This is a genomic window from Bradyrhizobium sacchari, from assembly GCF_002068095.1.
GTDB classification, from domain to species: domain Bacteria; phylum Pseudomonadota; class Alphaproteobacteria; order Rhizobiales; family Xanthobacteraceae; genus Bradyrhizobium; species Bradyrhizobium sacchari.
In genome coordinates this window covers 397,451-411,304 of the sequence record NZ_LWIG01000033.1, presented here as the reverse complement: position 1 = coordinate 411,304, position 13,854 = coordinate 397,451, and the positions used below count along the sequence as shown (strand labels likewise).

Here is a 13,854-nt window from a genome sequence, read left to right as displayed (position 1 = left end):
AAATTCGGTTTCGTCCGAAATGCAGGCAGTCCTGCCTTCGCCTTGGTGCCGCTGACTCGCTGGCCGAGTCGCAGTCGCCGCCCGGCACGATTCGCCGGTGGCCAATACCCCCCAAATCAAAAAAGCCCCGGACGGGAGCCGGGGCCTTTTGACGGGAGCGCGCGGGCGTCAGACGTCCAGCAGCTCCTCGCTAGCAAATTCCGCCTTGTCCGAGATGAAGGCGAAGCGGGCTTCGGCCTTGGTGCCCATCAGCCGTTCCACCGAATCCGCTGTCGTGTCGCGGTCGTCGGCGAGCAGCACCACCTTGAGCAGCGTCCGCTTGCTCGGATCCATGGTGGTTTCCTTGAGCTGCGCCGGCATCATCTCGCCGAGACCTTTGAAGCGGTTCACCTCGACCTTGGCGTTGGCGTTGAACTCGCTTTTGAGTAGAGCCTCCTTGTGCGCGTCGTCGCGGGCGTAGACCGACTTGGAGCCGTGGGTCAGCTTGTAGAGCGGCGGCACCGCGAGGAAAAGATGGCCCTCGTCGATCAGCCGCGGCATCTGCCGGTAGAAGAAGGTGATCAACAGCGATGCGATGTGAGCGCCGTCGACGTCGGCGTCGGTCATGATGATGATGCGCTGATAGCGCAGATCCTCTTCGCGATAGTGCAGGAGCTGGCCGCAGCCGATCGCCTGCACGAGGTCGGAGAGCTGCGCGTTCGCGGTCAGCTTGTCCTTGCCGGCGGAGGCGACGTTGAGGATCTTGCCGCGCAGCGGCAGCACGGCTTGCGTCTTGCGGTCGCGCGCCTGCTTGGCGCTGCCGCCTGCCGAGTCGCCCTCGACGATGAAGAGCTCGGAGCCTTCGGTGCCGGCATCGGTGCAGTCGGCGAGCTTGCCGGGCAGGCGCAGCTTCTTGCCGGCGGTCTTGCGCGCCGTCTCCTTCTCCTGGCGGCGGCGCAGGCGCTCCTCGGCGCGGTCGATCACGAAGTCGAGCAGCCTGTTCGCCATGTTCGGATTGCCCGACAGCCAATGGTCGAACGGATCCTTCATCGCCTGCTCGACGATGCGCTGCGCTTCGGCGGTGGCGAGGCGATCCTTGGTCTGCCCCTGGAATTCGGGCTCGCGCACGAACACCGAGAGCATCACGGCCGCGCCCACCATCACGTCTTCGGAGGTGACGGAGGCGGCACGCTTGCCCTGGCCGACGCGCTCGGCGTGATCCTTCAGGCCGCGCAGCAGCGCACTGCGCAGGCCGGACTCGTGCGTGCCGCCGTCCGGCGTCGGCACGGTGTTGGTGTAGGACGACAGGAAGCCGTCGGCATCGGCGGTCCACGCCACGGCCCATTCGCAGGCGCCGTGCGCGCCGTTGCGGCCCGACTTGCCCGAGAAGATGTCGGGGTGCACCAGCGTGTCGGCATGGATTGCCGCGGCGAGATAGTCCTTCAGGCCGCCAGGGAAATGGAACGTCGCCTCCGCCGGCACGTCCTCGACGCCCTTCAACAGCTCGGGCGCGCAGTTCCAGCGGATCTCGACGCCGCCGAACAGATAGGCCTTCGAGCGCGTCATCTTGAACAGGCGCTGCGGCTTGAACGCGGCCTTGGCGCCGAAGATGTCGGTGTCGGGCTTGAAGCGCACGCGCGTGCCGCGGCGGTTGTTGACCTTGCCCAGATCCTCGAGCTTGCCCTTGGGATGGCCGCGCTCGAAGCTCATGCGATAGAGCTTCTGGCTGCGCGCGACCTCGACCTCGAGGCGCGAGGAGAGGGCGTTGACGACGGAGATGCCGACGCCGTGCAGGCCGCCCGAGGTCTCGTAGACCTTGCTGTCGAACTTGCCGCCCGAATGCAGCGTGCACATGATGACTTCGAGCGCCGACTTCTTCGGGAATTTCGGGTGCGGATCGATGGGGATGCCGCGGCCGTTGTCGGTGACGGTCAGGAACCCGTCGGCGCTGAGCTCAACTCCGATGAAGGTCGCGTGGCCCGCGAGTGCCTCATCCATCGAGTTGTCGATGACTTCGGCGAACAGGTGGTGCAGCGCCTTCTCGTCGGTTCCGCCGATATACATGCCGGGCCGGCGCCGCACCGGTTCGAGGCCTTCGAGCACCTCGATGTCGGCCGCGGTGTAGTCGGCTTCCCCGCCGCTACCACGCGGCGCCGCCTTGGCGGCTGCGCGGGGCTTCGGCTCATCGCCGCCGAAAAAGTCGTCTTTTGCTTTTGGCTTCAACTGCTTGGACATATATCTTGATGTGCTTGGGGGCCGCGGGGGCGGCGAATCGGTTCAGCGGACTATGCCACTTCTGGCTTGGAAAGGTTACCGCCGGGCCGGCCAAGTGGCATGGTTACGGGCCAATCCCGGCGATTTTACACCCCACTGCCATTAGTTCCCGGCAATTTGACATCTCGCACCCGTTTGGATCGGCTTTTGTGACTTGATGTCACACAAGCCCTTGGCTTACCAGTCGTTTTCATCGAGCAGCACCTTGAGGCGGGCGGGAAGGCTATTTCGGAATGGAGCAGTTTGCGCACGCCCTGGCCGATTTCGTGCGCGCTCACCAGGCTTGGGCAGCTCCGATCGTGTTCCTGCTGGCCTTCGGCGAGTCGCTCGCTTTCATCTCGCTCTTGATCCCGGCCTGGGGCGCGCTGGTGGCGATCGGCGCGCTGATCGGGGTGAGCGGCATCAGCTTCTATCCGGTCTGGATCGCCGGCGGCCTTGGCGCCGCGCTGGGCGACTGGGTCTCCTACTGGTTCGGCTACCGCTACAAGGAACACGTCGCCCAGATGTGGCCGCTCTCGCGCTATCCGGAGCTGCTGCCCAGGGGCGAGGCCTTTGTGCGGAGCTGGGGTATACCCAGCATCTTCATCGGCCGCTTCTTCGGCCCCTTGCGTGCCTCGGTGCCGCTCGCGGCCGGCATTTTCGAGATGCCGTACTGGAGCTTCCAGGCCGCCAATTTCGTGTCGGCCCTGATCTGGTCGGCCGCACTGCTGCTGTTCGGCGACGTGATCGCGAAGATCATGGAATGGATCTGGCGGTTGTTCTGACCGGACCTTGACGGGAACCGCGACTGGCCTTATAGCCGCGCGCCATGATCAACGCCGCGACCATTCTGTTCGCTCGTCGCCGCCGCCGCAGCTTAGCGGTTTGGGCGGTCGATCGCGTTTGAGATCATCGTCTTTGCCGCTGGACCCGATCCGCGGCATCCTCTCTCCTGTCAGCGCGATCTGATCCGGCGGCTCCCCCAAGGAGGCCCAGCAGGAGACCACGATGTACACGCCACCGTTTTTCAAGCAGGACCGCGCCGCGAGCCTGAAATTCGCCGAAGAGCGCGGCTTCGGCACCATGTGCGCCTTCGACGGCAGGAAGCCGATCGCTTCGCCGTTGCCGTTCTATTTGACCTATGCCGCAGATGGCACGCCGCAGGCCGCCTTTCATGTCGCCCGTCACAATCCGCTGGTAAAGCTGGCGGACGGCGCGGCCGCCTGGATGCTCGCGGTCAACGGCCCCGATGCCTATGTATCGCCGGACTGGTACGTCTCGCCGGATCAGGTGCCGACCTGGTTGTACCAGTCGGTGCACCTGAGCGGGCCGGTACGGCCGTTGTCAGACGAGGAGCTCTCGGTGCAGGTCGATACGCTCAGCGACAAGTTTGAGAATTGGCTGCTGCCGAAGAAGCCGTGGACCTCGGGCAAGATGACGGCGGGCCGGCTGGAAGCGATGAAGAAGGGAATCGTAGGTCTGGTCATGACGGTTGAAGAGGTCGAGGGCAGCTTCAAGCTCAACCAGCACAAGTCCGACGCCGATTATACGGCAATCGCAAACGCGCTCGGCGCGCAAGCCGACGCCGATGCCAGGCAGATCGCGCAACTGATGCAGGACGTGAGGCCGGAAGCCTTCGCGGCCGAAACCGACAAGCTCGAAAGGAGCGTACCATGAGCCTCACGGAAACCACGAAAGCCCCGGCCACCGGCGCTGCGAAAAAGCCCGCAACCGTCTTCGTCGACGGCGGCTCGGGCACCACCGGGCTCGGCATCAACGAGCGGCTGAAGCTCCAGAACGACGTCGTCGTGAAGACGATTGCTGACGACAAGCGCAAGGATCCCGCCGCCAAGAAGGCGCTGATGGAGGAGGTGGATCTCGTCATCCTCTGCCTGCCCGATGACGCTGCCAGGGAAACTGTGGCGCTGGTCGACAGCATGGGCGCGGCGGGACCGAAGGTGCTGGATGCCTCGACCGCCTACCGGGTCGCTCCGGACTGGGCCTATGGCTTTCCGGAGCTGGCGGCGGACCAGGCCGGCAAGATCAAGGCGGCGAAGAAGGTCTCCAATCCCGGCTGCTATCCGACCGGTGCGATCGCGCTGCTCCGTCCGATCGTCGATGCCGGCCTGCTGCCGCAGGACTATCCCGTCACCGTGAACGCGGTGAGCGGCTATTCCGGCGGCGGCAAGTCGATGATCGCGAGCTTTGAAGACGGCAGCGCGCCGTCCTTCGAACTCTACGGTCTCGGCTTCGAGCACAAGCATCTGCCGGAGATGCAGCTCTATTCGAACCTGACGCGGCGGCCGATCTTCATCCCCTCGGTCGGCAACTACCGGCAGGGCATGCTGGTCTCGGTGCCGCTCCAGCTCGACACGCTGCCGGGCAAGCCGGGCGGTGCCGACCTTCAGGCCGCGCTGGCCAAGCGATATGCCGGTTCAAAGTACGTCAAGGTGATGCCGCTGCAGAACGAGGCGAGCAAGGGCGGCCGGCTCGAGCCGGAAGCGCTCAACGAGACCAACATGCTCGAGCTCTACGTCTTCGCCAGCGACAAATATCACCAGGCGGTGCTGGTCGCGCGGCTCGACAATCTCGGCAAGGGCGCCTCGGGCGCAGCCGTGCAGAACATGCGGCTGATGCTGGGTCTGCCGGAGGAGTAGGGGCGCGCTGTCATGCCCTGGACGCAGCGCCGCGCCGCTTCGGCGGCGCGCGCGACGTTCCTCATTGGAGAACGACGTCGGCCGGGAACGGCCGAACAGGCCGGCCGGCACACACGTTGATGCGGGCGGTCACGCTATCAAGATGATATTTCTCGAGGTCGCTCAGCAGGCGATTGGAAACATCGCATACGTCCTGATGGTCGCGCGCATAGTCGACCACGGCGCTCCAGGCGAGGGACGCGCTAATATAAGCATCGCAGCGGCTCGACATCAAAGCGCGCGTTATCGGCTTTGAGGCCTCGACCGCCGCGCTACGCAGGCGGATCAACTCAGGGCATCGCGCCTGCGCGCCGGCCTCGCTGCAAGCTCCGGTGAGCGCGATCATCGCGATGATCGGCAAAAGGATCCGCATCACGGCTTCCTCGCTTCGCTTGCCGCCAGCACGCGACACTATCTCGGGATTGCGCGAGCGTACAGCTCGTGCCTGCCCCCATGTCTCAAGACAGCGTGAAACTGCGCGCGGCCAGACGGCAAGCGTCAGATCAATGCGCGTTGAGCGAGCGCGTGACCCGCGTGTGATAGGTCCGAAAACAATTCTTTTCGGTCCGGCTGAGCCGGGCATTTGGATGTTTGCGGAAGGCGGATTCCGGGATGCGGGGCGACGGACGGAGGTATGCTCGACAATTCATCGCGACACTCATTGGTCTTTTCAGTCGCCGGCAAATTCGAAGGCGAGTTTTCCAGCGTCATGCGCAGCTACGCAGGGACGGGGGTCGTCCGTTACGCCTGGTGAGTGCTTGTCGACGGCGAACCTCGACGCCGCTCCTGAAACCGGTAAAAATCCGGGCTGGAGCAGCTGGGCATGAGCCCGCCTCCGGGCGAGGTCAGACCACCTTGAAGATCGCCAGCACCAGCACGGCCTGCGCGAGGAAGCCGACGGTGAAGGCGAGGGTGCGAAACACCGGGATGCCGAGCGCGTACACGATCAGGTGGGCGACGCGGGCCCAGAAATAGACGGCGCAGGCGAGCACGGTCCATTTCGAGGAATAGTCGATCGCGTTCAGGATCAGCACCAGCGGCGCGAACAGCACGAGGTTCTCGACCGCGTTGTCATGCGCGAACATCAGGCGGTTGGCCCACTCGGCCTGAGGCTTGTCGCCGCGCGAGGGGTTGGCCATGGCGCCAGTGAGCCCGCGCACCTGGCAGCGGTTGATGGTGTAGGGAATCCAGAGGATCCCGGTCAGGATCACCGTCAGTGTCAGCCAGAACAATTCGCGCGTCATAGTCCGGTCCCCTCTGTCGTCGCTGAGTTGAGAGCGAGTCTATACAAGAGCACGGCAGCGTCCGCTATGCGCGAACCCTGACATAGCTGCCGGGCGCGTCCTCGATCGGGGGCAGAGCCTCGCTGCCGACGTTGCGCGCCGGGACTTCCTCGGGATCGAGGCTGCCCAGCCATTCGCGCCAGTCCGGCCACCATGAGCCCTTGTGCTCGACCGCACCCTTCATCCATTCGGCGACGGTGACGTCCTTGATGTTGTCGTTGGTCCAGTACTGGTACTTGTTCGAGGCGGGCGGATTGACAACACCTGCGATGTGGCCTGATCCGGACAGCACGTATTTCACGGGGCCGCCGAAGAACTGCGAGCCGTACAGCACCGACTCGGCCGGGGCGATATGGTCCTCGCGGGTGGCGAGGTTGTAGACGGGCACCTTCACCTTGGAGAGGTCGAGCAGGGTGTTGTCGAGCACCATCGTGCCGGTCGAGAGCCGGTTCTCCAGATAGCAGTTGCGCAAGTAGTACGAATGGTTCGACGCCGTCATGCGCGTCGCGTCCGAATTCCAGTGCAACAGGTCGAACGCGCTCGGCTGCTGGCCCTTCAGGTAGTTGCTGACGACGTAGGACCAGATCAGGTCGTTGGAGCGCAGCATGTTGAAGGCCATCGCCATCTTCGAGCCTTCGAGCACGCCGGCCGTCTTCATGTCGTGCTCGAGGGCTGCGATCTGGTCCTCGTCGACGAACACGAGGAGATCGCCCGCATGGGTAAAGTCGACCTGCGCCGCGAAGAACGTCGCCGAGCTCACGCGCTGGCGGCGCTTCTCGGCAAGCCAGGCCAGCGTGGTCGCGAGCATGGTGCCGCCGACGCAATAGCCGGCGGTGTGCACCTTCATCTCGCCGGTGATCTTCTCGATCACGTCCATCGCCGTGAGCGGGCCTTCCTTCATGTAGTCTTCCCAGCTCTTGTTGCCGAGCCGCTTGTCGGGATTGACCCATGAGATCACGAACACGGTGATGCCCTGGTCGACGCACCACTTGATGTAGGATTTCTCCGGCTTGAGATCGAGGATGTAGAACTTGTTGATCCAGGGCGGCACGATCAGGAGCGGGGTGCGCAGCACCTTCTCCGTGGTCGGCGAATACTGGATCAGCTGCATCATCTCGTTCTGGTAGATCACCTTGCCCGGCGTCGTCGCCATGTTGACGCCCACGACGAGGTTGTCCGGGTTGGACTGGCGGATCTTCAGCATGCCCTTGCCGGCTGCGATGTCCTCGGCCAGCATCTTCAGGCCGCGCGCCAGGTTCTCGCCGCTGCTCGCCACCGTCTCGCGCAGCACTTCCGGATTGGTCAGGACGAAGTTCGACGGCGAGATCGCATTGGTGACCTGCTGCACGTAGAACTCGGCCTTGCGGCGGGTATGCGGATCGAGGCCGTCGGCGTCGCGCACCAGCTCTTGCGCCCATTTGGTCGTGAGCAGATAGAGCTGCATCACGAAATCGAAGAACTGGTTCGACTTCCATTCCGGATCGGCGAAGCGCTTGTCGCGCGGCGAGGGCGCGATCGCCGGCTCGACGTCCTGGCCGGCCATGCGGCGCGCCGCCGAGCCCCAGAGGTCGAGATAGTCCTTGGCGAGCTTGGTTTGGATGTCCGACGAGCGGGACGAGTCCGACAGCCAGTACTCGGCGACCGAGGTGAAGGTCTTGACGACCTCGGCAAGCTCGGCCGGCGGCCGGTCCTGCACCTCGCCGCTCTCGCGCGGCTTGAGGTAGGCAGCCAGCGCCTTGCCGCCGCTTTCCATCGCCCGCGCGACATTCATCGCGAAGGCTTCCGCATCGAACTTCGTCTCGGACTTGGCTGTCCCGGAGCCGGGCTTGTCGGTCGTGGCGGTACTCATGGGCAGAACAGTAACGATTCATTCCGTATTCGTCACCGCGAAGCTCGCAGGTTTGGCGTTAAACACGCGCGAAGATGTGCTGCACTGCGACAAGTTTTCTTGGTTCCGTCATAATCAGGCCGCACCGCCCGGCTTGGTAGTGCCGGGCTGTTTTCTCGCTCGGACCATTTGGGCAGCAATGGTTTGAGCTTGGGCACGGGGTCGGGTAGGTTTGCCCCGGGGCCGTGCTTTGGGACGTGTAGGGGATTTCCCAAGTGTTGGCGTTATGGGACCTGCAAAAGTCGCTGCCGATCCGTGGCGCGCTGCTGATGGCAGCGCTCGCGCTGGGCGGCTGCTCGAGTCAGCTCGCGGATCTCACGCCTGCGGATGCGCAGGCCCATCCAAAGGAGCCCGGCACCTATTTGCCGGTGCATGACCTGCCGCCGGAGCGCGATCAGGCGGTCATCCCGCCGGACCAGCGGGCCAAGATCGAGGCGGAGCTCGCCGCCGCGCGCGACCGCCAGGCCGTTGCCGCCAAAGACGCCAAATGAGGCCGTGCAAGGTAATCGCTGGCGCCCCCGTCTTGCCGTGCTAAAAGACCTCAGTTCAGCCGTGAGTCAGGGCGAACGACTTCAGCCTCTGTCGCCGAAAAATGCTCTAAGCATTTGATTTTGAGCCATTTTGCGGCAGAAGCGGGCGCCTTTGCGATCGGCGCTTGTGGCCAGTCGATTCTGTCCTGACCGGTTGCCCGGAGCCCAGAGAGCCATGGAAGAATTTTACCGCATCCGCCGCCTTCCGCCTTACGTATTCGAGCAGGTCAATCGGGCCAAGGCGGCCGCGCGGAATGCCGGGGCCGACATCATCGACCTCGGCATGGGCAATCCGGATCTGCCGGCGCCGCCGCATGTGCTGGAGAAGCTCAAGGAAACGCTCGGCAAGCCGCGCACCGACCGCTATTCGGCCTCCCGCGGCATTCCCGGGCTGCGTCGGGCCCAGGCCGCCTATTACGCCCGCCGCTTCGGCGTGAAGCTCAATCCCGACACCCAGGTGGTGGCGACACTCGGCTCCAAGGAAGGCTTTGCCAACGTGGCGCAGGCGATCACCGCGCCGGGCGACGTCATCCTCTGTCCGAACCCGAGCTACCCGATTCACGCATTCGGCTTTTTGATGGCGGGCGGCGTGATCCGCTCGGTCCCCTCCGAGCCGACCCCGCAATTCTTCGAGGCGGCGGAGCGGGCGATCGTGCATTCGATCCCGAAGCCCCTGGCGCTGGTCGTCTGCTATCCCTCGAACCCGACCGCCTATGTCGCGAGCCTGGACTTCTACAAGGACCTCGTCGCCTTCGCGAAAAAGCACGAGATCCTGATCCTGTCCGACCTCGCCTATGCCGAGGTCTATTTCGACGAGAGCAACCCGCCGCCCTCGGTGCTGCAGGTGCCGGGCGCGATGGACGTTACGGTCGAGTTCACCTCGATGTCGAAGACCTACTCGATGGCCGGCTGGCGCATGGGCTTTGCGGTCGGCAATGAGCGTGTCATCGCAGCGCTCGCTCGCGTCAAATCCTATCTCGACTACGGCGCCTTCACGCCGGTGCAGGTCGCCGCGACCGCCGCATTGAACGGCCCGGACGATTGTATCAAGGAGATGCGCGACACCTATCGCAAGCGCCGCGATGCGCTGGTGGAATCATTCGGCCGGGCGGGGTGGGAAATTCCGCCGCCGGAGGCATCGATGTTCGCCTGGGTGCCGTTGCCGGAAGCCTTCCGCGGCGTCGGCAGCATGCAGTTCGCGACCTTGATGGTGGAGAAATCCGGCGTTGCGGTGTCGCCAGGCGTCGGCTTCGGCGAGCATGGTGAAGGATATGTCCGCATCGCCATGGTGGAAAACGAGCAACGGATCAGGCAGGCCGCGCGCGGCGTGCGCCGCTTCCTTGAAAGCGGCATCGAAACGTTGCACAACGTCGTTCCGCTCGCCAACCGGCGCTAGTTCTCTTCGACAGGTTTTCTGAAAGCATCATGGTCGCACCCCTGAAAGTGGGCATAGCGGGGCTCGGCACCGTGGGTGCCGAAGTCGTCCGTCTGATTGAAACGCAAGCGCGTGTGCTCACGGGGCGCAGCGGGCGCGGCATTCGCGTCGTCGCCGTCACCGCGCGCTCGAAGGGCAAGAAGCGCAGCATTGACCTTCGCGGCGTCGAATGGGCCAAGGATCCGCTTGCGCTCGCCACCCATCCCGAGGTCGACTGCTTCGTCGAACTGATGGGCGGCGCGGGCGACCCCGCGCTCTCCGCGGTTGAAGCTGCGCTCGCTGCCGGCAAGTCCGTCGTCACCGCCAACAAGGCCCTGCTCGCCAAGCACGGCATCAAGCTGGCGAAGGCCGCCGAAAAGCACGGCGGCGCGCTGAATTTCGAGGCAGCCGTCGGCGCCGCCATTCCCGTCATCAAGACGTTACGCGAAGGTCTTGCCGGAACCGGCATCAACCGCGTCTATGGCATCCTCAACGGCACCTGCAATTACATCCTGACCCGGATGGAGCAGGAGGGCCTCTCCTTTGCCGAGTGCCTGAAGGACGCACAGCGGCTCGGTTATGCCGAGGCCGATCCGTCCTTCGACGTCGACGGCCACGACACCGCGCAAAAACTCGCCATTCTCGCCAGCCTCGCTTTCGGCACGAAAGTTGCTCAAAGCGCGGTGTATGTCGAAGGCATCTCCTCCATCGCGCCGGAAGATCTGCGCGCGGCCGCCGAGCTCGGTTACCGCGTCAAGCTGCTCGGCGTTGCCGTTCGCACCGCCAAGGGCATCGAGCAGCGCGTGCATCCGACCATGGTGCCGAAATCCTCCTCGATCGCGCAGGTGATGGGTGTCACCAACGCGGTCACGATCGATGGCGAGGGCATTCCGCCGATCACGCTGGTCGGCCCTGGCGCCGGCGGTGCTGCGACGGCATCCGCCGTCGTCGCCGACATCGCGGACGTTGCGCGCGGCATCCGGGCCAATCCGTTCGGCCGGCCGATCGCGCAACTGCGCGATACCGCGAAGGCGCCGATGGAGCGGCATGAAGGCGGCTATTACATCCGCCTGCTGGCGCGCGATTTCCCCGGCACTGCCGCCGCGATCGCGACCCGGCTTGCGGAACAGAAGATATCGATCGAGTCGATCGTGCAGCGTCATCCCAATGGCGGCGCTGCGAGTGCCGACGGCAAGGCGGTGCCTGTGCCCGTCATCCTGATCACCTACGCGACGCATGAGGACGCGGTGCGCCGCGCGCTCGCCGCCGTGCAGAAGGACAAGGTGATCCGCGGACGGCCGCAGGTCATAAGGATTGAGAAGAACTAGAGCATGACCGGACAAGTGTGAAGCGGTTTTCCGGAAAGGTCATGCTCAAACAATGACACGGTTCGAACGAACTGTGGGTGTTACGAGTTGATGCGGACGGAGATTTCCGTCCCAAACGTCTTCGAAGGAGTTAGCCGATGTCGACCCATATTGAAGTCCCCCCGCACGCCTTGCTCGAGCGCATTCTCACGCTGGAGATCGTGCGGGTGACGGAGCGGGCGGCGGTGTCGTCGGCGCGGTTGCGCGGGCACGGCAACGAAAAGGCGGCCGACCAGGCCGCGGTCGACGCCATGCGGCGCGAGCTGAACAAGCTGCCGATCCAGGGCACCATCGTGATCGGCGAGGGCGAGCGCGACGAGGCGCCGATGCTTTATATCGGCGAGCAGGTCGGCCTCAAGGCCGGCCCTCAGGTCGATATCGCCGTCGATCCGCTCGAAGGCACCACGCTGTGCGCCAAGAACATGCCGGGCTCGATCGCCACCATGGCGATGGCCGACGGCGGCACGCTGCTGCATGCCCCCGACGTCTACATGCAGAAGCTTGCGATCGGCCCCGGCTACGACAAGGGTGTCGTCGAGCTCGATGCTTCGCCTGCTGACAACGTCCGCCGCCTCGCCAAGGCCAAGGGCGTCAAGCCTGAAGGCATCACCGTTCTCGTGCTCGACCGTCCGCGCCATGCCAGTATCATCGAGAGCGTGCGCTCGACGGGAGCTGCCGTGCGCCTCATCACCGACGGCGACGTCGCCGGCGTGATCCACTGCGCCGACCCCGACAACACCGGCGTCGACATGTATCTCGGCACCGGCGGTGCGCCGGAAGGCGTGCTCGCGGCCGTGGCGTTGCGCTGCATCGGCGGCCAGATGCAGTGCCGCCTGATCCTCGATTCCGACGAGAAGCGCGAGCGCGCCGCCAAGATGGGCGTCAACGATCCCAAGATGATCTACGGCATCGAGGACATGGCGCGCGGCGACTGCCTGTTCGCCGCCACCGGTGTCACCACGGGCTCGCTGCTGTCGGGCGTCAAATTCCGCAAGGACGGCGTGATCGAGACCGAGACGGTGGTGATGCGCTCCGTCACCGGCACCGTGCGCTACATCAAGGCCGAGCACCGCGAGCTCGCCAAGTTCCATTTGGATTGATGTCGCGACCGTTTCGCGTGCGATCCGCCTAGTTCAGTCGGACGCCCCGCCGCGGACTTGATCCATCGTCTGTCTGCTACGGGCTGCGGAGCGGCGCGGGCATGAACAGGAACAAGTCGCACAAGGTCAGGCCGAGCTTGGCGGCCGTCTGAAGCTGGCCGACTTCCTCGGCCCAGGGCTGGAGACTGGACCTCGCAGATGCCATGTCTCCGCTCGCGAGCGCGCGGCGCGCGTTCGTGTCGGCCTCGGCATACTTGTCGGTCGCGATCATGCCCGACAGCGCTTGCGAGATGCCTCGATCGAAGCTCTCGAGGCGGACCTCCGATTGGTAGTGATCCGGCCTGAGCCTGATTTGGTTCTCGGCCTGTGCCGGATCGAAAAGCCCGACTTTGCCCAGCATGACCAGCAACGGATGATTTCGGGCGATTGCGGCGGGAATGATCGGAAAGGTCCTGATTCTCCCGCATCGATCATCGAGGGATGAGAATGAGATGACCGGCCCGATGTTGAAGCGCGAATTGCGGTGAAGCACCGCAACGCGATGATCGATCTCGGAGTCGGGCTCGAACACCGCGCCGCTCTCGGGGCCATCGTCCGAGCCGTTTCCGATAAGGTATGCTGAAAGCTGTGCGACACGAATGGCGACGGTGTGTTGATCGAGCCCATCCACCTCGAACTCGATCTCTCGTCCAGTGAACGCGGACAATCCGACCGTAAAGGCGCCTATGGTCTTGCCCGAACGGTAGGGGACGATCTCCATCCACAATGCGAACGGTTGATCTGGATAAGGGGCAAACGCGCTGCGTGACTGCTCCAGCCACATCTCGGGGGAGCGGCCGATTTTTCCACTCCAGGCGACCCCGAGACAGCCTGGTTGCGACTCGACCAGGCCGCCGACGACGGCCGTCGTGAGACGTGTGCTTTCGATCGTGCTCAGCTCGGCTGTTTCTGCCTCATCCACGGCAGAGCCCATCGACGAGACCATCAGGTGAGCGCGGTGTCGCCTCACCGCTTGGAACGCGTCCGGCCATATCCAGGAGGCTTGCTGCCAAAGCTGCTGTTCGAACGGCATCGGCGCCGAAATCAAGGCGATGGCTATGAGATGATCGCCCGCGCGGATGAGCCTCGCGTTGTCGGATTGCATTTTTGCCGCGGCTGGGCCCCATAGCAAGCCGGGATGTCGGCGGCGTAACGCCTCGATCAGGACCTCCGTGGCTGGAAGGCGGGCATCGTCGAGCAGCACAAAGGCGACAGGATTGGTCATAGCAGCTGCGTTGCCTCCAACCGGTCGAGGCCCGTCACCTCGTTCGTCTTTGACGTGCTTGCTGTGCCGGACTATCGCTA

Annotated in this window: 12 protein-coding genes; 7 read left to right on the top strand and 5 right to left on the bottom strand. The window is 64.5% G+C overall.

Going from position 1 to position 13,854, the window contains the following annotated elements; genetic code table 11:
• Window positions 1–168: 168 nt before the first annotated feature.
• Window positions 169–2,214 (bottom strand): DNA topoisomerase IV subunit B, encoded by a 2,046-nt coding sequence (parE, locus tag A5906_RS29965; protein WP_080138792.1) that lies wholly within the window; start codon window positions 2,212–2,214, stop codon window positions 169–171.
• A gap of 272 nt (window positions 2,215–2,486) precedes the next feature.
• Between parE and A5906_RS29960 the strand changes: the two genes are divergently transcribed.
• The 3 genes from A5906_RS29960 (at window position 2,487) to argC (ending at window position 4,889) form a co-directional block, all read left to right on the top strand.
• Window positions 2,487–3,017 carry a DedA family protein gene (locus A5906_RS29960; protein WP_080138791.1) on the top strand — a complete coding sequence of 177 codons (531 nt, stop codon included), beginning with the start codon at window positions 2,487–2,489 and terminating at the stop codon, window positions 3,015–3,017.
• 223 nt (window positions 3,018–3,240) lie between these two features.
• Complete coding sequence (locus A5906_RS29955) at window positions 3,241–3,909, top strand: FMN-binding negative transcriptional regulator (protein ID WP_080138790.1); 669 nt, start codon at window positions 3,241–3,243, stop codon at window positions 3,907–3,909.
• A complete protein-coding gene (gene argC, locus A5906_RS29950) occupies window positions 3,906–4,889 on the top strand; it encodes an N-acetyl-gamma-glutamyl-phosphate reductase (protein WP_080138789.1) in 984 nt (327 codons plus the stop codon). The genes A5906_RS29955 and argC overlap by 4 nt, the downstream gene beginning before the upstream one ends.
• 61 nt (window positions 4,890–4,950) lie before the next feature.
• Here the strand turns inward: argC and A5906_RS29945 are convergent, their stop codons facing one another.
• The 3 genes from A5906_RS29945 to A5906_RS29935 all read right to left on the bottom strand — a co-directional run bounded on the left by A5906_RS29945 (window position 4,951) and on the right by A5906_RS29935 (window position 8,060).
• Window positions 4,951–5,274, bottom strand: coding sequence for a hypothetical protein (locus tag A5906_RS29945; protein ID WP_136615570.1), 324 nt, complete (start codon window positions 5,272–5,274; stop codon window positions 4,951–4,953).
• A 499-nt stretch (window positions 5,275–5,773) separates the two neighbouring features.
• Complete coding sequence (locus tag A5906_RS29940; RefSeq protein WP_080138787.1) at window positions 5,774–6,172, bottom strand: MAPEG family protein; 399 nt, start codon at window positions 6,170–6,172, stop codon at window positions 5,774–5,776.
• Window positions 6,173–6,236: 64 nt separating this feature from the next.
• Complete coding sequence (locus tag A5906_RS29935; RefSeq protein ID WP_080138786.1) at window positions 6,237–8,060, bottom strand: PHA/PHB synthase family protein; 1,824 nt, start codon at window positions 8,058–8,060, stop codon at window positions 6,237–6,239.
• A 254-nt stretch (window positions 8,061–8,314) separates the two neighbouring features.
• Here A5906_RS29935 and A5906_RS29930 point away from each other — a divergent pair, with 254 nt between their 5' ends.
• From A5906_RS29930 to glpX, 4 genes are all read left to right on the top strand, one after another.
• Window positions 8,315–8,590 (top strand): hypothetical protein, encoded by a 276-nt coding sequence (locus tag A5906_RS29930; RefSeq protein ID WP_080138785.1) that lies wholly within the window; start codon window positions 8,315–8,317, stop codon window positions 8,588–8,590.
• Window positions 8,591–8,804: 214 nt separating this feature from the next.
• Window positions 8,805–10,025, top strand: coding sequence for an LL-diaminopimelate aminotransferase (locus tag A5906_RS29925; RefSeq protein ID WP_080138784.1), 1,221 nt, complete (start codon window positions 8,805–8,807; stop codon window positions 10,023–10,025).
• A gap of 29 nt (window positions 10,026–10,054) precedes the next feature.
• Complete coding sequence (locus A5906_RS29920; protein ID WP_080138783.1) at window positions 10,055–11,371, top strand: homoserine dehydrogenase; 1,317 nt, start codon at window positions 10,055–10,057, stop codon at window positions 11,369–11,371.
• A gap of 137 nt (window positions 11,372–11,508) precedes the next feature.
• Entirely contained in the window at window positions 11,509–12,510 is a 1,002-nt protein-coding gene (gene glpX, locus A5906_RS29915; RefSeq protein WP_080138782.1) for a class II fructose-bisphosphatase, read from the top strand.
• 76 nt (window positions 12,511–12,586) lie between these two features.
• On the opposite strand, the gene A5906_RS29910 is transcribed toward glpX, so the two are convergent.
• Window positions 12,587–13,774, bottom strand: a complete 1,188-nt coding sequence (locus A5906_RS29910; protein ID WP_080138781.1) for a hypothetical protein — start codon at window positions 13,772–13,774, stop codon at window positions 12,587–12,589.
• Window positions 13,775–13,854: the final 80 nt, after the last annotated feature.